15 protein-coding genes are annotated in these 24,578 nt (G+C 47.5%); 12 read left to right on the top strand and 3 right to left on the bottom strand.

All coding sequences use genetic code 11. From position 1 onward, the window contains the following. The first annotated feature begins 147 nt into the window (after positions 1–147). Positions 148–1,263: a DUF3500 domain-containing protein gene (locus ACFS25_RS19755; RefSeq protein WP_381504415.1), complete on the top strand. Its 1,116-nt coding sequence runs from the start codon at positions 148–150 to the stop codon at positions 1,261–1,263. An 85-nt stretch (positions 1,264–1,348) separates the two neighbouring features. After that, a complete protein-coding gene (locus tag ACFS25_RS19750) occupies positions 1,349–2,968 on the top strand; it encodes a S8 family peptidase (protein WP_381504413.1) in 1,620 nt (539 codons plus the stop codon). 77 nt (positions 2,969–3,045) lie between these two features. On the opposite strand, the gene ACFS25_RS19745 is transcribed toward ACFS25_RS19750, so the two are convergent. Next, positions 3,046–5,502: a S8 family peptidase gene (locus ACFS25_RS19745; RefSeq protein WP_381504598.1), complete on the bottom strand. Its 2,457-nt coding sequence runs from the start codon at positions 5,500–5,502 to the stop codon at positions 3,046–3,048. A gap of 420 nt (positions 5,503–5,922) precedes the next feature. Further along, positions 5,923–9,981 (bottom strand): S8 family serine peptidase, encoded by a 4,059-nt coding sequence (locus tag ACFS25_RS19740; RefSeq protein ID WP_381504412.1) that lies wholly within the window; start codon positions 9,979–9,981, stop codon positions 5,923–5,925. Positions 9,982–10,399: 418 nt separating this feature from the next. On the opposite strand from ACFS25_RS19740, the gene ACFS25_RS19735 reads away from it, so the two are divergent. The 5 genes from ACFS25_RS19735 (at position 10,400) to ACFS25_RS19715 (ending at position 15,345) form a co-directional block, all read left to right on the top strand. After that, a complete protein-coding gene (locus ACFS25_RS19735; protein ID WP_381504410.1) occupies positions 10,400–10,960 on the top strand; it encodes a hypothetical protein in 561 nt (186 codons plus the stop codon). A gap of 179 nt (positions 10,961–11,139) precedes the next feature. Next, the gene (locus ACFS25_RS19730) at positions 11,140–12,591 is read left to right on the top strand and encodes a DUF1800 domain-containing protein (protein WP_381504408.1); all 1,452 of its coding nucleotides are present in this window, start codon (positions 11,140–11,142) and stop codon (positions 12,589–12,591) included. Positions 12,592–12,653: 62 nt separating this feature from the next. Then, positions 12,654–13,901 carry a DUF1501 domain-containing protein gene (locus ACFS25_RS19725; protein WP_381504406.1) on the top strand — a complete coding sequence of 416 codons (1,248 nt, stop codon included), beginning with the start codon at positions 12,654–12,656 and terminating at the stop codon, positions 13,899–13,901. A gap of 127 nt (positions 13,902–14,028) precedes the next feature. Continuing rightward, the gene (gene purE / locus ACFS25_RS19720; protein WP_381504404.1) at positions 14,029–14,511 is read left to right on the top strand and encodes a 5-(carboxyamino)imidazole ribonucleotide mutase; all 483 of its coding nucleotides are present in this window, start codon (positions 14,029–14,031) and stop codon (positions 14,509–14,511) included. A gap of 18 nt (positions 14,512–14,529) precedes the next feature. Next, entirely contained in the window at positions 14,530–15,345 is an 816-nt protein-coding gene (locus tag ACFS25_RS19715; RefSeq protein ID WP_381504403.1) for a LysM peptidoglycan-binding domain-containing protein, read from the top strand. Between the two features lie 54 nt (positions 15,346–15,399). On the opposite strand, the gene ACFS25_RS19710 is transcribed toward ACFS25_RS19715, so the two are convergent. Then, positions 15,400–16,263, bottom strand: coding sequence for a DUF481 domain-containing protein (locus ACFS25_RS19710; RefSeq protein WP_381504401.1), 864 nt, complete (start codon positions 16,261–16,263; stop codon positions 15,400–15,402). A 96-nt stretch (positions 16,264–16,359) separates the two neighbouring features. Between ACFS25_RS19710 and ACFS25_RS19705 the strand changes: the two genes are divergently transcribed. The 5 genes from ACFS25_RS19705 to ACFS25_RS19685 all read left to right on the top strand — a co-directional run bounded on the left by ACFS25_RS19705 (position 16,360) and on the right by ACFS25_RS19685 (position 24,507). Continuing rightward, the gene (locus tag ACFS25_RS19705) at positions 16,360–17,340 is read left to right on the top strand and encodes a Gfo/Idh/MocA family protein (protein WP_381504399.1); all 981 of its coding nucleotides are present in this window, start codon (positions 16,360–16,362) and stop codon (positions 17,338–17,340) included. A gap of 95 nt (positions 17,341–17,435) precedes the next feature. Beyond that, entirely contained in the window at positions 17,436–18,620 is a 1,185-nt protein-coding gene (locus tag ACFS25_RS19700; protein WP_381504397.1) for an AIR synthase related protein, read from the top strand. Positions 18,621–18,683: 63 nt separating this feature from the next. Next, positions 18,684–19,784: a T9SS type A sorting domain-containing protein gene (locus ACFS25_RS19695; protein ID WP_381504395.1), complete on the top strand. Its 1,101-nt coding sequence runs from the start codon at positions 18,684–18,686 to the stop codon at positions 19,782–19,784. Between the two features lie 164 nt (positions 19,785–19,948). After that, positions 19,949–23,008, top strand: coding sequence for an endonuclease/exonuclease/phosphatase family protein (locus tag ACFS25_RS19690; RefSeq protein WP_381504393.1), 3,060 nt, complete (start codon positions 19,949–19,951; stop codon positions 23,006–23,008). A 236-nt stretch (positions 23,009–23,244) separates the two neighbouring features. Beyond that, complete coding sequence (locus ACFS25_RS19685) at positions 23,245–24,507, top strand: MFS transporter (RefSeq protein WP_381504390.1); 1,263 nt, start codon at positions 23,245–23,247, stop codon at positions 24,505–24,507. Positions 24,508–24,578: the final 71 nt, after the last annotated feature.

Below are 24,578 nucleotides of genomic sequence, written 5' to 3'. Positions count from 1 at the left end.
GAGTTAATCTGTAAACTGACAAAGGACTACGGTTGTTGGCGAAACGATTGTATATCGTATAAATCATTTGATTGAACGGTAATTACCGGCAAATAAGTAAATGCAAGGCGTGGGCAACTTTGTGAATTACCTACAAAGAATCTGTCTATGAAACGCTTCCTTTTCTGCTGGTTACTAGCTGGTCATGCCCTGGCTCAGCATACAGCCCCTTCGCCCAAGCCTGCGCCCGCTCAGCAGCGTATTAAAGATGACATGCTTGATGCCGCAACGACGTTTTTAGCGACACTCTCGGCAGAACAGCGAAAACAGATCGCTTATCCGCTGGATGACGTCGAGCGCTTCAACTGGCACTTTGTTCCCCGAGAGCGTAAAGGTTTACCGCTGAAACAGATGACGGCTGATCAGCGCCGAGCCGCAATGGCTATGCTAAAAACGGGACTAAGTCAGCAGGGTTACGATAAAGCAACGGCCATTATGGATATGGAGAATGTGTTGCGTGTCATTGATAATCGTCCCCCAAACGACACCTATCGTGACCCGGAAAATTATTCGTTTACCGTTTTTGGTGAACCGGCAAATAAAAATCCGTGGAGTTGGCGCATTGAAGGCCATCATTTATCCCTACAATTTTTGTCGCTGACAGGACAGGTACTAGCCCAGACCCCTACTTTCTTTGGTAGTAACCCGGGCATTCTTGAATACGATACACATATGGCCGATAAACGCATGGGCGACGAACGTATCGTTAATCTTCCGCAAAAGGGAAGACAGATACTGAAACAGGAAACCGAACGGGCGTTTGCTTTACTGAAATCACTTGATGCTGAACAACGGAAAAAGGTTATAGTAGCCGGGGTAGCTTATCCTGAGATTGTTACAAGTAATAAGCGTGTTGCATCACTGGAGAAAATGGATGGATTGATGCTGACTGAGATGAATGCTGATCAGCGTAAATTATTCTTGGATCTATTGCAGGTATACTTGACTAACTACCACATTACGCTGGCAAAGCAGCAGATGGCAAAACTGGAAAAATCTGGGTTAGACAGCCTGCGGTTTGCCTGGGCGGGCGACCTTACCCCCGAACTTGGCGAGGGCAAAGGTTGGTATTATCGCATTCACGGACCTACGATTCTGATCGAGTATGATAATACCCAAACCAACGCCAACCATATTCATACCGTAGTACGGGATCTGACCAATGATTGGGGTGAAGATTTGTTGCGGGAACACTACCGAACGGCCAATCATGGCAAACCCTGAGCGAGTTAACGGGCCATTTAACAACTTTTAAGTAAAACTTAAGGCGGTTTCTTCTTAATTTGTAAAGATTTTTTGTTCTAAATTCATGAAGAAACTCCTTATCAGCGCGTCAGTGTGTCTGCTCTCAATAGCAGCATCTGCGCAGGAAACGCAGTGGTATCTGCGTGATAAAACCGATAAAACAGCCGGTATCAGTGTTGAGCGGGCTTACCGCGAACTGCTTAATGGACGTAAACCAACACCCGTAATTGTAGCGGTCATTGATGGTGGCATCGACACCACCCACGAAGACCTCCGCCGAGTACTATGGGTGAATCCGAAAGAAATTGCCGGAAATGGTAAAGACGATGATAAAAATGGGTATGTAGACGATGTTCATGGCTGGAACTTCATTGGTGGTAAAGACGGGCGTAATGTTGGTTATGAAACAGCTGAAGTAACTCGGCTTTACGCACAGCTGAAACCTAAATATGATAGTAAAACCGGGGTTGCGCCTGACCGGAAAAGTCTCAAGCCTGAACAACAGAAAGAGTATGATCTGTATCTGAAAACGAAAGCTGAGGTCGAAAAAAATCAGGCACAATATAAGGCACAGTATCAAGGTATTAGTCAGTTCTATACCCAATACTCAACAGCTGTTGCCAGCCTGAAAAAGGCTCTCAACGTTACGAAGCTTGATACAGTTACGTTGAGCAGAGCGGCTGATACACTCAGCGATGAAGCGCTGAAACGCCCCGTAGTTGGCATATTGCGTGTATTGCGTCAGCAGGGGGCTGCCGATACGGATGTGGTTATGGGCGAACTCGAAAAAGCCAATGAGCAACTTAAATCTCGGGCAGAGTACAACTACAATCCCGACTTTAATAGCCGGTCTATTGTAGGTGATAACCCAAATGACCTGACTCAGCGCGACTATGGAAACCCTGACATTGCTGGCTCACGGCCCGATCATGGTACGCACGTTGCCGGAATTATAGGTGCCGACCGCACGAATAACCTTGGTGTGATGGGCATATCCGATGCTGTGCAGATTATGGGCGTTCGGGCTGTGCCTGATGGTGATGAGCGTGATAAAGACGTTGCTAATGCTATTCGCTATGCAGTTGACAACGGAGCACAGATCATTAACATGAGTTTCGGGAAAGAATATTCGCCACAGCGTAAAACTGTTGAGGATGCCGAGCGGTATGCGCTCACAAAAGGGGTTTTGATGATTCACGCGGCTGGTAATGATGGGAAAGATATTGATACCGCAGCCAACTACCCGTCACCCCGCTTCATTGATGGTTCGGCTATTCCGAATGTTATTACAGTAGGGGCAAGTGCCGAACCGAATACGGCTGATCTGGTAGCCAGTTTCTCCAACTATGGCAAGCAGAATGTAGATGTGTTTGCACCAGGCAAGGATATTTATTCGACTGTGCCGGGCAGCAAATACGAAAACAACAGTGGTACGAGTATGGCCTCACCAGTCGTCGCTGGCGTCGCGGCTGTATTGAAATCATACTTCCCGAAGTTGACTTATGCAGACATTAAGCGAATCATTATGCAATCGTCAACAGCCTACACGACCAAAGTTACTAAACCGGAATCGACCGACATGGTCGATTTTGCTACATTATCTAAAACGGGTGGCGTAGTGAATTTATATGAAGCCGTGAAACTGGCGCTTGCCCAGGAAGCTGCTTCGGGAAAGGCGAAATAGAGTTTGTAGAGTAGTAGTAGAGTAATCCTGCTACGAAACCGGTCTACCCGTTGCCGAAAGGTAATAGATAGACCGGTTTACTTTTTTACAAATCGCCCCGTTTGGGTTGTATAGCCATCCGTAAGACGAAGTATGTATGAACCAGCGGGTAGTTCATGAACGGATATATCGCCTTTAAACTGCCCATTTTGGTCGTTCAGTTGAAACGGAGATTGCTGTAAAACACCCCGAAGATCAAATATGCTAACCTGAATCTGCTTTGCTAACGAACTCACATACCGAATGGAAATTGTATGTTCAGCTGGATTAGGGTAAACGACAAACTGGCCGGTTGGGTCGGCGGTAACGGCTGTAAGAATGGACGTTTGCACAACCCGATTAGTTGACCAGCCAATGCAGCCCTGCTGCGTTACCTGCACTTTGTAAGTACCAGCCTGCGTTACAGACAAACGATAGTCACGGTCGTTAATTAGCGGCTGGTCATTACGATACCACTGGTAGCGATAGGATGTATCGACGGATGCTTTTAAGGTCACACTTGACCCTTGCGGAAGGGTAAGTGATGTTTCTTCGGGTACTACATCAAGACTGCTAACGGATGAACGCAACACCTCCGTTTCGACCGATAGAGCTCGGCATCCATCCTGCGTTACCCGCACCTGATAATGGCCGGGCTGCGTAATATTGAGACTGGTTGTGTGAGAGTTATCAATGGGTGTGCCATCCCGAAGCCAATCAATTATGGTATTTGTAGAACTGGTTTTACTTATGCTGGTAAGTTGAAAATCAACGGACTCTCTAGCCTCGCAAAGCCATTGGTCGCTGTTAGGCGCTATCGTTGCAAGTGGGCTATGTACTTGTATCTGCACCGGTTGCGAGGTTGCTGAACACCCCTGATCATTTATAACACGGACTATATATGAACCTGTCTGGGTAACCTGACAGACGGAAGTTATCGTATTCGTTAAAATGACTCCGTTGCGTAGCCATTGATACCGTACCCCTGCCGATTCACTCGATGCGCGAAGTACTAGCATCATCCCGGTGCAAATCGTTGTCGCCTGAGTTGGTTGAATAGAAACGGCCAACGAACAGTTTACCCGTCGCAAACCACTTATAAGTAAAGAGAACGGTTGACTGGAATAGGTCATTTTTCCCTTGTGTGAGACCCGTAGAGTGTAAGTCTGCCCAGCCACGGGATTTGCAATATATATCTGCTCCACGTTGTCTCGGCTGTTATCACCCCGCGTAGCTGCCTGAGCAGGCCGAGCGGGGTCCAGCACGAAAGGAAAATCATTGTACTGACCATTGCTTAATCGCAAATCGAGGTCGTTAATAAGTTTAGGCGTTCGGTTGTTGAGCGAACTGGCCGTAACGCTCGTGGCTTCGCCTTCAGGATCTGTCCAGCAAAGGGTGATAAGTAAAGGTTCACTTCCTTGTGCAACAAGGGATTGGGTGAACGTGCCACTTGGTGTCAAGGTTTTTTCTAAAATTAGATGGGCCAAATTTTCATTGAGCAACAGGCGGGCCGCTGCTTCGGTGTTCAGAAGTCCCCAACCTTGTCGATAGTCAGGTCCAGCCGTCGGGTTAGGCCGGTTAGCTGTGTGTAGTGCTAGTCCTTTCAACGTTGCTGCCCGCATAAATTGTCCGCTAGTGGGTAATCCTGCGGCCCGTTGGCTGGCGTATAACTCCTGTAACAAAAATAGTGACCCCGCCACATTAGCCGATGCCATAGATGTACCGCTATACATACCGTAGGCTGTGTCGGCAGTGGCTAATGACGACAAGACCGATGACCCAACACCTAGTAAATCAGGCTTGATGCGTCCATCGTCGGTGGGTCCCCAACCACTAAAGGCCGTCGATTCCAGCAAAACGGGTTGGTTTTGGTTAGTGAACGATATATCGGCAGCACCCACCGTTAGCAAATTCTTGGCCGTTGCTTCTGCCGGGACGACGTCGTAGGCATCATTTCGACTACGACTTAGCTTACTTTGGGTTGTTGTCGCTTTCAAAAAATAAGGTGTACCCGTAGGTGGTCCGGTTTCACCACGTTTGTTGTCAGCCGAACGTACCATCAGGAAAAATGGATTGTTATACGCTATACGATCCAAATCGTGCGCTTTGGTCGTGTAGAAACCAAACAAGTAATCTTCCGTTTCGCTGATAGCCGTATTTCCCCACCACTCCCATTTCAGGTTAGGATCAGTGCCGAACCGCAATCCATTATATACCCAGCCTACTACTGGTCCGTACGAATGATTGGAAACGAGCAGTTTCGGCGCGGCTATGGTTAATTCGGTCATGTCGTCGGTATAATCCCAAACCGATAATTGTGCTCCGTAAGCCATACCTTTCGCCTGTTCATTAACACCTTTGGCTATAAGTGTTCCGGCAAGGTGAGTTGTATGATTGTTCAGCGTAGTGACGTTATCTTTCTGGCTAATACGGTTCGTACCGGCTGTTGCTCCGGCAAATTCCAGATGGGACCCCAGCACCCGACCACCATCCCATAAACCCAATCGACCCGCCATCACTGCCGAATTTCCCGATAATGCAATTGGTAATGATCCTGTACCATACAAAGCTTGTGTTTGCGTTCCCCGTGCGGCTTCGCCATTATGAAGCGTATAATAAATTGGTTCACCGAGGGTGTCAACTTCCTGAAGTTGAAGCACTCGCTGATTGGAATAGTTTTTGCTAAGGGGCCAATTGTGCTGCCGGGCCAGCCGAAGTGTGCTTTTCCGCAGCTTAGTATACCGTTGGATTAGTTCGGTTCGCCAGTCTGAAGGGGCTGTTTTAATAGGAGATTGTGCTCTGAGAGGATTGACTATACCAATCGTAAAATACAAAACGAGCCACCACACGACCGGAGAAAAGCCCCTGGTTACGTATTGTGACTCGTTTTGCCTTAATAAAATGCCCTGATATATAGGTTGCAGAGAAGTATACGATTATTGCTTGCGAATCCGTTTCACCCGGATGCTTTGCGACTGGTCGTCTTCTACAACTACAAAAAACGTACCGCCTGGCAAATCGGCGACATCGAATATGGTTGAATAACTTTTTCCGTCTCGCTGTAAGGTCGCAGTACGAACCGTCTGACCGCTCAGATTAGTCAGGCGAACGGCCGGTGGCTTCGGTAAGGCCAATGTGGCCGCAAGTGACACCGTTACCTGTCGCGTGGCCGGATTTGGGTAAACACTCAGGTTGCTGTCATCAATGATAGGCTCCGTTGCCAGAATTGTCAGGAACACTTCATCCGAAATAGATTCTCCACACCCATTGACGCTTCCCTTTACCGAATAACGACCCGATTTTGCAACGGTATAGCTTGGTGACGTTGCTCCCGGAATTGGCACACCGTCGACTAACCATTGAATATTTGTTGTGACGTTGGAGGTAAGGATAAAGCCATTAGCTACAATAACCGGGGTCTGGGCTGTTTTAACAGTCAACGCAACGGCTGCTGATTTAACCGGTAAACAGTTGTTGGCTACCTGCACTACGTAGCTACCTGCTGTAGCGGCCAGAATGGTACTGCTGGTAGACCCCGTAATGACTTGCCCATCTCGATACCATTGATACGAAAGATTGGTACCTGTATTGGCCGCAAGGAGAACGCTTGCTCCCTGACAGACACTCGTCGACCCATTTGGCGTTATAGTGGCCGTTGTGCCCGTACCTGCTGCGGGCGTGACCGCTGTACGTTGTGGGCTGGGGCAATCGAGCGACCGAACGCGCATATTATAGAAATAATACCAGGCTGTCTTCAACGTGTCAGTTGTGGTGCCATTGTTGAATAATGAGCCTTTAATGGTTACAATAGGCTGATTCGTCTGCGTTTTTAGTTGATAGGGAAAGCCGCTTACCGCCGTGTTACTGCGAAAAATAGACGCCCCATCGCCGTAGTCAATCGTGATTTTGTAGTCGCCTGCTGCCGGAATACGTAGGTTTAACGCATAAACCGCTCCCTGATCGTCGGGGTCGTCGGGGTACGTGCCACCAGTTATTGCGGTCAAACTCTGGGTGCGGGTGGGTGTAACGTCCAGTGTAACACTTGAAACCGCCGTGTTATCATATTTGCGAACGGTAAATGTCAGTGTTCCGGCTGAGCCTATATACAACCGGGCACTTTCAATCAAGAGTGGAACCTGGGTTGTAATGAGAGGGGCGGGTTGGAAGCCTGTGCCGTAGGAGCCACCACCAAATGCGTTTTTGTCAACTGGGCCAATTGCCCCCGAAAAATCATTCAAGGTAGCATAAAACTGTCCACTAGCAGGCACTGATTTAACGGCGAGTTGGTTACCTGCCGCCAGCAAATTACCGCCCGTTGGCGCATCGTACCAAAAAGCAGTGCCACCCCCGATATTACGAAGCGAAATCGTCGTGTCACTTCCGCAACGAGTAACAGTAAAGAGACCATTTGTGGGTGCTGGAGCCGTTACACGAGTTTCAGTAACCGTGTTATTTGCTGCGTTCTGATCATTGCCAAGGCCCGTAGATACAGTAAAACGATACGTCTGCCCGGCTGCCAGAATAACGCTTGACGGTATTTTTAACGTTAGAACACTTTCCCGGAAAGCGCTCAATTGAGGAACTGTGCCACTGAGCGTCGTTACAGCGACATTAGCAGCATTCGTTATTGTTACGCTGACCGGCACATTAGTTTGTGTAACGGCCCCATAATTATGCACTCGAACCGCCACGGATATATCCGAACCTGTCTGACCACAGAAATTTGCTTCAGGTGAGATAAGCGCAGTTGCCCCAACGTCGTTGGATGTCTGAATTACATTTAGTACATAATCCTGCGTTTCGCCGTTACCATAAGCACCGCAGGCAAGTACCGTTGCGGCATTATCAGTTTCGGTCGCGACGATACGTAGCCGTACAAACTGGCTAACCGACACACTGGCCGGAACCGTTACAGTTGTGGCAAACTGAGCCGAGTTAGCTAAAACGCCTGAGGTTGCCAGCGTTTCACCGGCGTCATCAAAACTTCCGTTCTGATTCCAGTCGGCGAAAGCTTTTACAATAACGTTTTTGGTTGCGCCACAGGTGCCCAGCGATACTGTCAGGGGTATTTGTTGTCCGGCCTGAACTGTTGTTGTTGTTTGAGAGAAGTCTGTGTAGGACGTGCAACCATCAGGTCCGGCCTGGTTGATACTGCCAAATTGAACCCGGCTAATTTTACTATCCGCTGTTGAGGTCGCTCCCGACGCGCAATAGGCTTTGCCGCCGATGCCGCTAACGAGCAGTGCATAGTCCTGCTTACCTCCACTCAACGTGCCTTTGTTGGCAACGGTGATGGTATAAGACTTGCCCGGTACCGGATTGGCAATCAAAACCTGCTCTATATTGTCGCGAACGTTATCGCCCCGCGTAGCTGCCGCCGATGGATTATTGGGGTCCAGAATCCAGGGTAAAGTGGTAGCTTTCCCATCGCTGATGCGAGCGTCTAGGTCGTTGATGAGTTTAGGGGTACGGTCATTCACCGTAGCTGATGTGGGAACAGAAGCCGTTCCGACGGGATCCGTCCAGCAAATTGTGGAAACGAGTGGTCCTCGCCCCGAAGCAACAACCGTTAATGAGTAGGTTTCTGCCTGATTTAATGTTCGTTCATCAAGCAAATAATTCTGATTAGTATTCAGAATGACGCGTCCGGCAGTCTCAGCGTTTAACAAGCCCCAGCCAAATTGATAATCAGGGCCTGGTGTTGTACCCCCTTCATCGGCGGTATGTAAAGCCAGTCCCTTTAGAGTTGACGACCGAAGGTATTTGCCACTGTTCCGTTGCGAATATAATTCCTGTAAAAGTAAAAGCGATCCCGCTACGTTGGGCGATGCCATTGAGGTACCATCATACACAACGTAAGCACTGTCGTTTTCAGAACTTGACGAGAGAATGCCAACGCCTATGCCTGAAATGTCGGGTTTAATGCGTCCGTCGTCGGTGGGTCCCCAACTCGTAAAGTCGCTTAACGGAATATCAGACGGTTGATTATAGCCAAAGTTCAAGTTGCCAACAGCCGCCACCGTTAATATATTTTTTGCCGTACTATAGGTGCTGGCTTGCCCGTAGCCGTCCTGATTGTTACGTGGTAAGGTGCTGATAACATTACTAGTGCCGAGGTAATAAGGCTGTCCAGCGCCGGGCCCATCTGAGCCGTGGTCATTTCCTGCGGCCTTCACAATCAAATAATACGGCGCATTTTGCGCAATTTTATCCCATGAAGCAGCCGCGTCATCGTAAATTCCAAACTTATAATCCTCTGTTTTACTGATCGTTGTGTCGCCCCACCATTCCCATTTCGTAGTAGTTGTGCGGGTGTCATCATAAACCCAGCCCGCATTAGACCCATACGAGTGGTTTGAAATGAGGAGGTTAGGCGCAGCGGCACTCATCTCGCTTACATCCCGGCTAAAATCGTAGGCGCGTAGGTTGGTACCAAATGCCATACCTTTCACCAATGGATTTACGCCAGCCGCCATCAAAATACCGGCAACGTGCGTCGAGTGACTAACTAGCGTAGTGGCGTTATCGACCTGAACGACGCGGCTGCCCGATGTGCCATTGCGAAATTCAACGTGGGTATCGCGCACCTTGCCGCCATCCCAGACACCAAGTTTGTCTTTCAGCGTACTGCCTGATAACGCTACACCAAGACTCCCACCCGCGTAGAGCGAATTTGTGTGCGTGCTTATAGCCGCTTTTGTCGTGCTGTAAGTAGCATCGTACAGGAGTTCGCCCCGGCTGTTAATCCCCCGTAGTTTTACTACCCGTCCCGACGGAGAAAGCTGGTTAATGGGGCGATTTAGTCGTTGAGCCTGGGCAACTGCCTGGCGATAATTTTCGGTTTGTACTTGCTCAATAGTTCTTTGCAGTTCTCTTTGCTGTGATCGCTGCTGACTACTGTACTGAGGTAACGACTGAGCGGGGAGAAGCGTGATAGCAGCTAGTCCCCAAAAAACGGTTAACCAGCCTGTGCGAGACCATAAACGTTGTGGCATACGAATAGAACGGACCGGGTGTAGGCCCAATGACGAAGGTACATATTTGGTACGAAAAAAAGATGCTTTCCGTTGCGTAGTGAACAACAGTACTAACCGACTCAACCGGCTCATGCCCTTTTAATCTCTTACCACTAAACCTCCAATTTTTGAAAAAGTTACTGTATCGTGTGGATTAGTATATTTGTGAGTAGGCCGATTGTATAAAATGGTAAGCTACCAAATGCTTGAAGGGTGTGAATATCCCGTTCAGACTGGAGGGAGATAATAAATATTTTAGTAGGCTTTCTTATTACTATAAGGACTCCATATCTATAACATAGGAAAACTTTTAATCGTATTATGAGTAGTCCAATAGTTCATCTGCTATAAGCTATTGGACTACTCATAATACTATATTTATCTAAACTCTTTTATTATGTTTATTGTAAAGTTTTTGGGAGGAATAATTGTTTTTATGGTATGTATGTACTTCATTTTATTGTTTAAAAATAGAATGCCAGAAAACAGGCAACACCTCTTATTAAAAGACCCCGCGAAATCTGTACAGGACTCTATGATACTATGGCGAAAAATCTGTGAATCTGTTGAAGCGAAAACATTTATGAACTGTTATGTACGCGCTAGTGATAGTACGTTACAGTTTAATGGAGAGTCGATAGGAAAAATCGACTCTGTATCCGTTTCTAACAAAGCATTTCAAAACATGGAAAAGGACGATGTAGTAAAATTACTTTCCCTAATAAAATTTTTAAAACGTAATTCAATCACAGGCGTTTTTCATGATACGTCAATAGGTTTTTGGCTTTATGTATATAAGGATGACATATACTATAGTACAACACAAGGTGTGAGGAATATTTATATATGGGATACTCCCAAAGATACGCTAGAGCCTGCATTTGTCCATTTTTTTAAAATATTCGATAGAAAAGACCGAATGGTTCTTGTTGGATTAAATGATTTGCAACATAAATAATTAAGTAGAAGTAAAGTAAATTTTCTACGGCTGTGTATGACCCCTACAGGGTCACAAAAAATGATCCCATTTAATTCTGCTCGATTACTTACAGGGAGTTGCCATAAACTTTAATCTCCTCCCAATTAAACGATTCCCACCTAAACTTGTCCTACGTCTACAGCCAACGCTCAATAGGCATGGATAAGCAGACTAAACAGCAACAAACCCGCTACTTATTTGCGCGGGCGGGCTTCGGGGGCACGCCCGCTGAGTTAGACGAAGCTTCGCGAAAATCCTTGAAGAAAGTCGTGCGGCAACTGTTTAAAGACAGCGAAGTCGTAACGGAATTGCGTGTAGTTGAGCCCGACGAAAACGAAACAAAGAAACAACTCAAAGGGCTGGTTCGTGACGGGCAACTCGACAAAGACATGCTGAAAGAGCGCATCCGGCTCAATACCGAGAAAGTACGCGATCTCAATCTGCAATGGCTCGACCGAATGGCGGCTGGTAAAGCTGCCCTACGCGAAAAAATGGCGCTATTCTGGCATGGTCATTTTGCGTGCCGGACACAGGGACGTAATCCGCTGTTCATGCAGCAATACGCCAATACCCTTCGGCAAAACGCACTGGGTAAGTTCGGTGATTTACTGATGGCAGTGTCCAAAGAACCGGCCATGCTGCAATTCCTGAATAACCAACAAAATCGAAAAAACGCGCCCAACGAAAACTTCGCCCGTGAGGTAATGGAGTTGTTTACGCTGGGGCGCGGGAATTATTCGGAACATGATATTAAGGAAGCCGCCCGCGCTTTTACGGGTTGGCAATTCACGCCCGAAGGCCAGTTTGTTTTCCGGGAGCGGATTCATGACGAGGGCGAGAAAATAATCTTCGGAAAAACAGGCACTTTCAACGGGGAGGATGTCATCGCGATGTTGCTTGAAAACAGGCAAACGGCGCGGTTCATCACGGCAAAAATTTATCATTTTTTTGTCGCAGACGGCTCAGTCAATGAAAGAGAAGACAAAAAGCAGATCGATGAATTGGCCGAACAATTCTACAAAAGCGGCTATGACATTAGTGGGTTGATGGAGACAATCTTCACGTCCGACTGGTTTTACGATCCCAAAAACGTGGGTGCTCATATCAAGTCGCCGGTAGAATTATTGGTTGGTATGCGCCATATGCTCGGTGTGCAGTTCGATCAGCCGCAGCCGCAAATTTTTGTACAGCGAACGTTGGGCCAGGTACTATTTTACCCACCAAACGTAGCGGGCTGGCCGGGTGGTAAAAACTGGATTGACTCGTCGAGTTTGCTGTTTCGGATGCAGTTGCCCAATTACGTTTTGAAAGCCGCCGAGGTATTGGTGCAGCCCAAAGACGATGGTGATGTAAATACCCAACTGCTGGCTCGGAAAGGAAACGCCAAGTTTCATACGACAGTAAACTGGACCGATTTCGAGACTTTGTTTGCTAAAATACCTGATGCTGAACTGCCCAATGCCCTTGCTACAATACTGCTGCCCTTTCCGCTTCGTCCAGACCAACACACGTTAATAGAAAATCAATCTAAACCCGGCCAAACCCGTCCTGAACGCATTCAGTCGCTAACGGCTGCATTGATGAGTTTACCGGAGTATCAACTAACTTAATGGAGAAAGAATGAAAAAGCCGCGTTAGTAAATTCGCTCGTTCATTGTTTCGCTTTCTAAATATGAACCGTAGAAACTTCATTAAACAATCAGCTTTCACAACGGCGGGAACAATGTTGATTCCGCACTTTCTGAAAGCCTACGAAACGCAGACGCTAGGGAAGTTACCAGCTTCGAACGGTAAAATTTTGGTCGTGGTACAATTATCGGGTGGAAACGATGGTCTGAATACTGTAGTACCCTACCGAAACGATATTTATTACCGTGAACGCCCGACGATTGCCATCCGACCTGAGAAAGTGCTTCAGCTGAATGATGAAATTGGCCTGCATCCCGCCATGACGCCATTGAAAGCACTATATGATGAGGGTTTGTTGACAGTCATTAATAATGTTGGTTATCCCAACCCTGACCGCTCGCATTTTCGCTCAATGGATATTTGGCAAACGGCTAGTGATTCGGATAAATACCTGCGTACGGGTTGGGTAGGGCGCTATTTGGATGCGGCTTGTGCTGGTAAGACGCAACAGCCATTTCGTACCATAGAAGTAGATGATACGCTAAGTCTGGCCCTGAAAGGCAATGAGTTGAACGGGTTGGCGGTGATGGACCCCAAAAAACTGTATAATCAGACGCGCAGCAGTTTCGTAACTGGCTTGAATAAAGAGAAACATTCTACTACGGGAGCGCACGAACCGGAATCGGTGGCTTATCTCTACAAAACTCTGGCTGAAACCGTATCGTCGGCTGAGTATGTCTATGAAAAAGCAAGTCGGTCTGGCAAGTATATCGGTACCGCCCCCGCTTATGCCACCTTAACAACCTATCCGAATCATGAATTGGGGCATCGACTTAAAACGGTATCGCAACTGATTCAATCGGATGTTGATACGAGCGTTTACTACGTGTCAATTAGTGGGTTTGATACGCATATTAACCAGCCGGGGCAGCAGGATCGATTATTGGGGCAATACGCCGAAGCGGTTGGTGCGTTTATGGCCGATTTAAAAGCCGCCGGTCGTCAGAATGATGTGTTATTGATGACCTTTTCGGAGTTTGGCCGACGTGTGAAGCAAAATGCCAGCAATGGCACTGACCACGGCACCGCAAACAATGTATTTCTGATTGGTGGCGGCCTACCTTCGCGACGCGTCCTGAATGAAGCCCCCAACCTCACAAAATTGACGGATGGCGATTTGACGTATTCAGTGGATTTTCGGCAAATATATGCGACGCTTCTCCACGATTATCTTGGTGCTGATGACGTTGCTATTTTAGGGCGAAAATTTGATGGAGTAAAGATTGTATGATAGTTAATGAGTGAAAGAAGGAATAAAACCGGTTGATTTAGGGCCGGGAGAAAGATTTCGTTGCGATACCACCGTAATCTCCTGTAAACTGCGTTATTTCGCAGAGAGTCAATTCTTAGTCTTCTGAATGGTAGGTATAATTATGGGTAGTCTCTCCGACCGAAAGGTCATGCAGGAGGCCGCCGACATTTTGACCGAGTTGGGCATTGTGTGGGAAATGGACATTGTGTCGGCCCACCGAACGCCCGAAAAAATGGTCGAGTACGCAAAATCAGCCCGCGACCGGGGGTTGCGGGTTATTATTGCAGGTGCAGGCGGGGCCGCTCACTTACCCGGCATGGTGGCGTCGCTGACAATACTGCCCGTAATTGGTGTTCCGGTAAAGTCAAGTAATTCAATTGATGGGTGGGACTCCGTATTATCTATTCTTCAGATGCCCGGTGGCGTGCCGGTGGCTACTATGGCACTCGATGGAGCGCGCAATGCCGGGATTCTGGCCGCGCAGATTATTGGAACATTCGATGAGACCGTTGCCAGTAACCTTAGCCAGTTCAAAGAGAATTTAAAAGAAAAAGTGGCCGATATGAGCCGCCAATTAACCACACCCTAACCCAATACACGTTACGTTATGGATGCCGACAACCAATCATCCAATCAGCGTCCGGCTGGCAATTCCAGTCTGCCCGCCATTACGCTTATTGTTTTAGTGGGCCTGATTGCCGCGTTGCTTTACGTTGGTTACGGATATGTTACCGACGATACCAATGGCTCCGACGAGTTGACCAATGTGGCTCTTGATACGGCCTCACAGCAGCCGTTGGCACAAAGTGATCCCGAAATGCTGATGGCGCCTGAAGAAAAAGATACTACTTCGCAACCGGCACCCGTCGATCTGTCGCAGGCGACACCGCCCGCCGATGCGCCCGAAGCAAATGCCAAAGCCGAAGAAGTAGCGGAAGATAACCGCGAAACTACCGACGGTAAACCTGGTCCTGATGAAAAACCAAAAGTTGAAAAGTCAGTACCTGAGAAGCCGAAAGTTGAGAAACCCGTAGAGAAGCCAATCACGACCCGTCCCAAAACGGAAGTGGCTGCTGTAACGCCGAACGTGGTTCGACCAAAAATCAAACCGGGGGGCGTATCAAGCACCTATACTGTTGGAAGTGGAGAAACTTTTTACGGGGTAGCGAATCGGTACAACATGAAAATCAATACACTGAAGGCGCTTAATCCTGGTGTGTCGGAGGGCGATATTAAAGCGGGTGTTACAAAGCTGAATGTTAAAGCGATGGCCGTTCACACGGTTGGGCCGGGCGACTTATTGCGGGTAGTTGCGCAGAAATATGGCGTCAGTAAGGAGGCTATTATGCGGGCTAACAAGAAAGATAAAGATATTGCCACGCGGGGCGAAAAGTTGATTATTCCTTTTCCCGATAAGCAATAATAAAAATAAAAGGGAAGGGGTTGGTAAGCATATTGCTTACCAACCCCTTCCCTTTTATTTTCTCTCATATACTAACCCTACCGTAAATCGCAGGTCATTATTTTGACGACCGGGCACAATTAAACTCTCATAAGCATTAGCTAAAGTCGTACGCAGGCTGGTGGCCGATGTTAGTTTCATCTGAACGCTCAAACTGGCGTTCCAACGGACATTATACTGACCCAATGCGGGTTGATAAAATGTTGTATGCGTAACGGTAAAGCGGTCATTATCAAAGCTGTATTCGCCATATAAGCGCACCGAATTACGGATAATAGAAACATCGTCCAACTCGACAAAATCCGTTCTTTCGTGCATAACAACGTCTGTAACAGAGATATAGGCGCGTTTATGGTTTAGTAGTTTGTAGCCAAATCCGGCTGCTGCTGTCCAGCGATGATTAATTTGCCGAAGGTTACTCCGCTCATACGACCCGAAGGCCATGTAGTATAATCGCTTTTCGTGTCGAAATGTGGTGCGAAAATCGCCAAACCATTCGCGTTCGGCGAGTAGCCCATTTTGTTTGCCATACACAAATGACGGGTTACTCGATAATTTAAAGTAATTGCTCAGTTGGTAGTCAATTGCGCTGGTTAGTTGTAAAAGTGTACGATTAACATTCCCCGTTGTAATAGTGCCGTCGGCAGTAAAACGGTAGCGAAATATGTGTGCTACTGGCAGTGCCTTTTTGCTGGTATCAGTTTTCTGTAGGCTAATTGCCGTTTTGCTCGAATCAACTTTACTGGCTTTACCTGAGTCTGGTAAAGAAGGCCGCAAGGGATCAGGCTGTTCAACAATTTGGGCTTTTGCGTGAGTATAAATGAAAAGAAAACTATACAAGAAGAAGCATATCTGAAGGTATTTCACAGAAAGAGGCATTGATGAAAGCGCAACTTAGAAAAAAAAGATACATTTAGCGGCTGGCTGGATGATCAATTTATTTAATAGCCTTTTCAATCAAATCTGCATTTTACTATGACTCGCTGGGGAATTTTAGGACCGGGCCGCATTGCCCATAAATTTGTGCAGGACCTTTTAACGTTGCCCGACGCGCAACTATACGCGGTGGCTTCGTCAAATCAACAACGCGCCGATGAGTTTGCTAAAGAATATAACGCACCTCATGCGTTCGGTTCTTACGAGGAGCTGTTAACACTTCCCGATTTGGACGTGGTATACGTGGCTACCCCCCATGTTAAACACTATGAGAATGTTATGATGTTGCTCAACGGCGGGGCTGGCCGGCCTGGATTGGCCGTTTTGGGCGAAAAACCATTTGCTATGAACGGCGAACAGGTTCAGGAAATGGTCAAAACCGCGCGGACGAAGGGTCTGTTTCTGATGGAAGCTCTTTGGAGTCGGTTCATGCCTGGCATTGAAAAAGCGCTGGAATTGGTTCAATCGGGGGTCATTGGTAAGGTGGTTTCGGTAAAGGCCGATTTTGGCTTTAAAGCTCCATTCGTACCGGATAACCGGCTTTTTAATAAAGAATTGGGCGGTGGTTCATTACTCGATATTGGCATTTATCCCCTGTTTTTATCGTACCTGATTTTAGGAAAGCCGACAACCATTAAAGCATCTGCAATCTTCGGATCAACCGGCGTTGACGAGCAGTGCGGTATCGTATTGACGTACCCTGATGGCCAGATAGCCCTGTTAGATAGCACGTTACAGGCAAAAACCGATTGTGTTGGTTTGATTCAGGGTGAAACAGGTCAGATTCGTATTCACAGCCGTTTTCATGAAACAATGGGCATCACGCTTATCCCGGAGGATCAGGAACCAACCACCTTTGACTTCACCCGGACGACACACGGCTACGATTACGAAGCCCGGCATGTGATGCAATGTTTGGCCGAAGGCTTGATTGAAAGTCCCCTGTGGTCGCTTGATGACAGCCTGAATTTGATGGCACTATTGGACGCTATTCGGGTCGAAGCGGGTATTATTTACTAAAAAGCAGAAGCGGTTCATCATTGTGAAAAGTAGTCTCCTGCTCTTTTCCGCAATGGCGAACCGCTCTCTCTTCCTTTTCTCCTTACCTTTGCGGCATGACTGACCGCTATGCCCAGCGCGGAGTTTCCGCCAGTAAAGAAGACGTTCACAATGCCATTGCTCAGCTTGACAAGGGGCTTTTTCCAAAAGCATTCTGTAAAGTTGTGCCCGACATATTGGCGGGAGATCCTGACTTTTGTACCATTATGCATGCTGACGGTGCTGGAACAAAATCAGCGTTGGCTTATTTGTATTGGCGTGAAACGGGCGATCTGAGCGTTTGGCGGGGTATTGCTCAAGATGCAATCGTCATGAATACTGACGATTTGATTTGTGTTGGTGCCACTGGCCCCATGTTACTATCGTCTACCATTGGGCGGAACAAAAATCTGATTCCGGGTGAAGTCATTGCCGAAATTATCAACGGTACGGAGGAGGTATTACAGATGCTACGCGATCATGGCATTGACATTTATAGTACCGGAGGAGAAACCGCCGATGTGGGTGACCTGGTTCGTACGGTAATTGTCGATAGTACGGTAATTGCCCGAATGCGACGCGATCAGGTCATTAGCAACGACCAGATTCAGGCGGGTGATGTTATCGTTGGGCTAGCGTCGTTTGGGAAGGCATCTTACGAGACTACATACAATGGCGGTATGGGCAGCAATGGGCTAACTTCGGCCCGCCACGATGTACTGGCTCACTACCTCGCTAACCAATATCCCGAAAGCTTCGATCCTGCTATCGACAAGTCATTGATTTATAGCGGCTCGAAAAAATTAACCGATTTAGTGCAGACCGGGTGGTCCGACAATTCAATTGGCGATATCACAGTTGGGCAGCTTATTCTCTCGCCCACCCGAACGTATGCGCCCGTCGCGAAAGTGCTGCTGGATGAACTTCGTCCGCAGATTCATGGTATGGTTCACTGCTCGGGTGGGGCGCAAACCAAAGTTTTGCATTTTGTTGATAACCTGCACATTATTAAAGACAATCTATTTCCGATTCCGCCCCTGTTCCGATTGATTCAGGCAGAAAGTGGCACGAGTTGGCAGGAGATGTATAAAGTCTTCAATATGGGGCACCGACTAGAGGTTTATTTGTCTGAAGCAAACGCACAACGAGTAATTGAGATAGCGACGTCATTCGGCATTGATGCGCAGGTAATTGGTCGGGTTGAAGCGTATGAAGGCAAGCAAGTGACCATACGAAGCGGAGTAGGTGAATTTATTTATTGAGTGACTTAGTGGTTTTCTAAATACATTGCAGGCGGAACGTGTGTTCTACACAATGGCGCCTATATGAAGAAGTACTACGTAGTTTTTGCGCTCATCTGGTTCATAACCATTCAGATAATCACGGCACAGACAACGCCATTTACAGCTAACTGGAATTTCGAAGGTAGTGGCAACGGGGCATCATCGAGTGGATTAGTAGCCGCTTCTTCTGTCGACTATTCAGGTGTGAATCCATTAGCGGTAAATCCATATACGTCGGGTTATGTCAATTTAGGGGTCAATGTGCAAAACTGGTCCACCTCGGTTTGCAATCAGACCGAATATGTTCAGATTTCAGTGCAGCCTCTTGGCACAGCTACAATTACATTGACCGCCCTGTCGTTCGCTTTTGCCCGTTCGGCGCAGGGGCCGCAGCAACTTACCGTTCGGTCGAGTGTTGATGGATTTAGCAGCGATATCTTCTCGCAGGCCGTCACAACGAATTATCAGGTAGCGTCTATTGCTTTGAGTAGCTCTGAGTTTACCAATCAATCGGGTTCGATAACCTTCCGCATTTATGCCTGCAACCCAACTGCCGGAGGTGGAACGCTCAAATTAGATGAAATTCAAATTAATGCTACGGTTCTGCCGGTCACTTTACTTTCGTTCACGGCAAAACCTGAGGGCGACCGGGTTCAACTGGCTTGGGCAACATCGACTGAACGCGACACCGACCACTTTATCGTCGAGCGAAGTGCTGATTTAAACGAGTACGTACTTGTAGATAAAGTTGCGGCCAAAGGCACCACTAACGAGCGGCAATATTATGGACTGACCGACCTCAATCCCCAAACCGGGGCGAACTATTACCGTCTGAAACAAATCGACTTCAACGGTACAATTCATAGCTACAAAGCAATATCAACCATCATTCGAGCCAACGAGCCGGTGATAGCCGTGTATCCTAACCCGGCAAGTTCCGACCGAATTCATTTACGGCTCTGGAACGCCGACGATGCAACTGTGCGACTATTGGCAACCAATGGACAGCTTATGGATGGACGATTAGAACGCAAATCCGGTGAGGCCGATTTTGTATTCGCGCAGCCATTGCCAATAGGGTTATACTGGCTAGAAGTAAAGACAAACGGCCAGAAACACTCAACACAAGTGCTGGTTCGGTAATTGTTGATGACAAATAAACTTTAGAAAAGACCAGCTAGACAGCTGGTCTTTTCTGTTTAGATGCGGCTGAATGAGCGTACGGGCCTATTAAGTTAAAAACTTAACACTGGCATAATCGTTCGTACTATATCTTTGATTACTCAATTGATAAATAGAACTCAACTATGATCCGATTTTTACAACTAACATTTGCCAGTATATTATTGTGGGTAATAACCGTACCCGCTTATGCCCAAACGACTTTAGCCTCATGGAATTTTGAGGGATCACCTGGGTCGCTGACAGCAGCAGTTGCGTCTAACATTACCGCCGGAAATGCTGCTTTTGGTACAGCCGTAACCAGTACGACCTACGTGGCCGGTAATGGTGGCGGTAGAGCTTACACAGGAACTGGCTGGAACGTGCCCAGCCTGAATGCTGATAAATATATTCAGGTTAATTTAAGTCCGGCAGCCAGTTATACGATGTCAATTGCTCAACTCACCTTTGATGAGCAGCGGTCTGGCACAGGGCCTACTACTTGGGCATTGCGATCAAGTCTGGATAACTTCGCCACTTTCACTGATCTTAATACGACTCCTACGTCAACGACTTCGCCCACGTCGAACGGTTCGTTTACCACGCGAACTGTCTCGTTTAGTGCAAATACATCTTTTCAAAACCTGAGTACGCCGGTTACCTTACGTATCTACGGGTACGGTGCCAGTGGTTCGGGCGGAACATGGCGATTTGATAATATAACCCTAAGTGGCGTGGTAGCACCAATCAATTCGACGGCTCCACTTATTTCTATTAGTCCGGCTGCTCTCGCCAATTTCGCAACCGTTTCCGGCACGCCTTCGTCGGCTAAATCATATACTGTTTCTGGCTTAAACCTGACGGCTGACATAACTATAACCACCCCAACAGGATACGAAGTGAGTAAGGACAATGGCGGGAGTTACGCCGGTACTCAGACGTTGACTCAATCGGGTGGGGTAGTGGCTAGTACAACCATTAGTGTCCGGCTGACGGGGGCTGGTAGTGGTACCGTAAGCGGCAATGTCGCGAACGAGAGTGCAGGCGCTACGGCCCAAAATGTGACTGTCAGCGGAACGGTTAATAACGCCAATGCGCCAACGACTATTGGTACGGCGAGGGGTCAGGTGGGTACAACCGTAACCATTCAGGGGCGCGCAACCGTTAGCAGCGAGTTTGGTGGTAAACTATTTTATATTCAGGATGCTACGGGTGGTATTGCTGTTTACGACGCAACGACAAGTTATGGGAATCAGATACAACTCGGCGACTTGGTTCAAGTGACAGGTCCGGTGGCTCTTTTCCAGGGTAAAAAAGAAATAAACGGTGTTGTCGCTTTTATGAAGGTGGACAATACGAATCAACCCGTGGCACCTCAGACTGTTACCATAACTCAGCTTACGTCGGGTACGTATGAAGGACAGTTAGTTACGATTCAAAACGCTACTATTGGCGGGTCGGGCGGTACGTTTCAGGGTGGCTCGGCGGGTACCTATCCGCTTACCACCACCGACGGAGCAGGAGAATTATTTGTGACGAGTGCGTCTAATTTGGTCGGCGCTACCAAACCTACTGCTGCATTAACGGCAACTGGTATTGCTGACCGTTTTATATCAACCGACGCATCGAAGAATGTTGTGCAGCTTAATCCCCGGGCGATTATTGACATTCCCGGCTCGGAAGTTGCCCCGCCACCACCGACGATTACGACCTGCCCTGCCAGCCGTGATATTAGTGACAATGACCAAACATTGAGCGTGGTAACCTGGAATCTTGAATGGTATGGCTTCGATGGCGGTACTTACACATGCACTAATGGCTCAAGAACCTATGCCGATAATGGGCCAACCAATGAAGCGCTACAGGCACAAAATGTTCGCTCTGTAATGGATGGCTTTAATGCTGACATTTACATTTTGCAGGAAGTAAGCGACAAGGACCGGTTGGTACAAAACACCCCACCGGGTTATGCCTTAAGCTGTTCCGATCAATACACATCTTACTTTTTTCAGGATTTGTGCGATGCGAATGGTAATCCGCAGGGATTCAATCCGACCAGCATTAATCAAAAAGTTTGTGTGATGTACAAAACGAGCGTCATCTCGATGATTCCTGCGGAAAGTAAACCGTTGTTAGCCAGCAAGTACGACTACACGTCCAGTTCCCGCAGTAGCGCCTGGGCATCGGGCCGGTTGCCTTATCTGTTCGTTGCGAACGCCACCGTAAACGGCCAGACCCGGAAACTATATATTGTGGATATCCACGCTAAATCAGGTTCAGCACAGGATGACTATGATCGGCGGAAACAGGATATTATAGACTTGAAGGCTGAACTGGATGCGAATTATGGGAATGTTAACCTGATTCTGGCTGGTGATTACAACGATGATGTTGACCAATCCATTGCGGCTGGTAATCCTTCGTCTTACGCCAACTTTGTGGGCGATGCCAATTACACGGTCATTTCGAAAGAACTGAGTAACAATAGCTGCAATACAGACGCTAATTTCACCGATGCTATTGACCATATTACTGTATCGAATGAACTCGCCCCAGCCTATATCGCCGGGTCGGTAGCCTCCGTCCGTCCAGCTGTTGTCAACTACGCAACCACCACCTCCGACCACTACCCAACTTTCGCCCGCTTCAACATAGCTGCCGCCTTACCTGTCCGGCTTTCGTCGTTTGGGGTAAAAGCTGTTGGCGAAAATGTAGCGGTATCCTGGACAACGTCCAGCGAAACAAAAAGCGCGTATTTCGACGTTGAGCGCAGTGCTAATGCCATAGAATTTGGGGCAATTGGTCGTGTTGCGGCTGCGGGCGAAGCACAGTCAACCAAAGTTTATAGCCTGCTCGATGAACACCCATTGAGCGGAACAAACTACTATCGACTGAAGCAAGTTGACCTTGACGGACAAACGGCCTACTCTAAAATTGTGTCGGTCGTGCTGGATAATCTGACACCTGCTTTTGAATTACTTGGCAACCCAACTGACAATCAGGCTATTCATGTGGCTGTCCGCAATTTGCCCAACGCCACTTATCACCTAACAACCCTTACCGGGCGCGAACTTCCCGTTCAAGGCCAAACCCAGGCCGACGGATCAATGATGTTCACGCCTTCCCAATCGCTCAGTCCGGGTGTGTATTTGCTCCGGGCCAATGCAGGCGCAACGCGATTAGTGCGAAAAGTAGTTGTGCGGTAATCAACTAAGAAAACAAAAAGCCGCGTCATTCACATGAACGACGCGGCTTTTTAGTGACTAAGTAACGATGAAGATTTACTGAAATGCTTGTAATTATCCGTGTGAGCCGAGGTTCGCTCGCTTGACAGTTAACTATAGAATTATTTCTATTTAATTAAATAAAAATGCCATATTAATTGACTTTTAATTTATCAAGGTTATATCTTTACATCCATTAACTTAGTGCGTTAAGATGTATGCAAAAGAACATTCGCTGGTTGATCGTTTTCCTACTTTTTATTGCCACGGGCTTAAGCTTTCTTGATCGGCAGGTACTGTCAATTGCAATCATCAAGATTCAGGAAGAATTCCATATTACAGATGTTCAATATGGTATGATCAACACCAGCTTTCTGATGAGCTATGCCATTATGTTTACACTTGGGGGATGGCTTATTGATCGGGTTGGTGGTAAAGTTGGGCTGGCTATTTCAGTAGGGGTGTGGTCAGTGGCTAATAGTCTGCACGCAGTGATGAACACGTTTCCGCAATTGCTGGCCTTTCGGTTTTTGTTGGGAATCGGGGAAGGAGGCTGTTTTCCCGGAGCGGCCTGGACGGTTTATCGTTGGTTTGATAAAGAAGAGCGTGCCCTGGCGAACGGTATTGCTATTGGCGGATCAGCTATAGGGGCAGTAGTTGCTCCGCCATTAACTATCTGGTTATCGAGCACATATGGCTGGCGGGGTGGCTTTCTGATTCCCGGTCTCATCGGTATTGTATGGGTAATCGTTTGGCTATTAACTCCCTGGAAAAGTGTAAATCTGGTTGTTGATAAAAAAACCAAATCAGAACCAACCGAAACGGTTTCGTTTCTGGAGTTGCTCAAAAAGAGACCGACCTGGGTATTTATTCTCATTCGGTTTCTGCTCGATCCGGTCTTTTATTTCATGATGTTCTGGATTCCGAAATACCTTAGCTCCGTTAGAAATGTCTCGTTTGAAGAGATTGGCAAGCTTTTCTGGATACCGTTTCTGGCATTGGGTATTGCCAACATACTTGGCGGCTGGTTATCTGGCAAGCTTATCGCTCATAATTATTCGGTCAATAAAGCGCGAAAAACCGTGATGGGCATTGCCGCTCTGCTGACTTTGTCAGCGCCTGCCATTGAATGGGTTTCGTCGGTTGAAATAGCCGTTGCACTCATGGCGGTGTTCATGTTTGCCCACGGTTTCTGGATTACAAATTACATCACCTCCATCTCGGATATGTTTGGTCAAAAGGCTACTTCCACGGTCGTTGGCCTGTCGGGGACGGCTGGGGCTGTTTCTGGTCTATTACTCAATCCACTAATGGGTGCCATCATTCAGAAATACTCATACCAGCCTCTCTGGATTGCGTCAGGGTTGCTATATCCCTTGGCGTTTTGTTTACTTATTCTGCTTATTCCCACCATTAAGAGCTTAAATCTGGGTAGTAATCAGGATAATATAACTCAGACTATACCCTTACAAGCCAGTTAAAACCCAACTGAATTAACCAGTATCCGGAAAATTCGGTCAAGTTAACTTAGTGCACTAACTTAACTTGATAA

This window comes from Spirosoma flavum (assembly GCF_042686045.1).
Classification (GTDB): Bacteria; Bacteroidota; Bacteroidia; order Cytophagales; family Spirosomataceae; genus Spirosoma; species Spirosoma flavum.
This window is presented reverse-complemented; position numbering and strand designations above follow the sequence as displayed.

Excerpts from the sequence above, each read along its gene's own strand:
- ACFS25_RS19730 (WP_381504408.1), top strand. The coding sequence starts at position 11,140 with ATGGATAAGCAGACTAAACAGCAACAAACCCGCTACTTATTTGCGCGG.
- ACFS25_RS19695 (WP_381504395.1), top strand. The coding sequence starts at position 18,684 with ATGAAGAAGTACTACGTAGTTTTTGCGCTCATCTGGTTCATAACCATT.
- ACFS25_RS19745 (WP_381504598.1), bottom strand. The coding sequence starts at position 5,502 with ATGGCGGGTCGATTGGGTTTATGGGATGGTGGTCGGGTGCTGGGGTCC.
- ACFS25_RS19690 (WP_381504393.1), top strand. The coding sequence starts at position 19,949 with ATGATCCGATTTTTACAACTAACATTTGCCAGTATATTATTGTGGGTA.
- ACFS25_RS19755 (WP_381504415.1), top strand. The coding sequence starts at position 148 with ATGAAACGCTTCCTTTTCTGCTGGTTACTAGCTGGTCATGCCCTGGCT.
- ACFS25_RS19710 (WP_381504401.1), bottom strand. The coding sequence starts at position 16,263 with ATGCCTCTTTCTGTGAAATACCTTCAGATATGCTTCTTCTTGTATAGT.
- ACFS25_RS19705 (WP_381504399.1), top strand. The coding sequence starts at position 16,360 with ATGACTCGCTGGGGAATTTTAGGACCGGGCCGCATTGCCCATAAATTT.
- ACFS25_RS19735 (WP_381504410.1), top strand. The coding sequence starts at position 10,400 with ATGTTTATTGTAAAGTTTTTGGGAGGAATAATTGTTTTTATGGTATGT.
- ACFS25_RS19725 (WP_381504406.1), top strand. The coding sequence starts at position 12,654 with ATGAACCGTAGAAACTTCATTAAACAATCAGCTTTCACAACGGCGGGA.
- ACFS25_RS19740 (WP_381504412.1), bottom strand. The coding sequence starts at position 9,981 with ATGCCACAACGTTTATGGTCTCGCACAGGCTGGTTAACCGTTTTTTGG.
- ACFS25_RS19715 (WP_381504403.1), top strand. The coding sequence starts at position 14,530 with ATGGATGCCGACAACCAATCATCCAATCAGCGTCCGGCTGGCAATTCC.
- ACFS25_RS19700 (WP_381504397.1), top strand. The coding sequence starts at position 17,436 with ATGACTGACCGCTATGCCCAGCGCGGAGTTTCCGCCAGTAAAGAAGAC.
- ACFS25_RS19750 (WP_381504413.1), top strand. The coding sequence starts at position 1,349 with ATGAAGAAACTCCTTATCAGCGCGTCAGTGTGTCTGCTCTCAATAGCA.
- purE (WP_381504404.1), top strand. The coding sequence starts at position 14,029 with ATGGTAGGTATAATTATGGGTAGTCTCTCCGACCGAAAGGTCATGCAG.
- ACFS25_RS19685 (WP_381504390.1), top strand. The coding sequence starts at position 23,245 with ATGCAAAAGAACATTCGCTGGTTGATCGTTTTCCTACTTTTTATTGCC.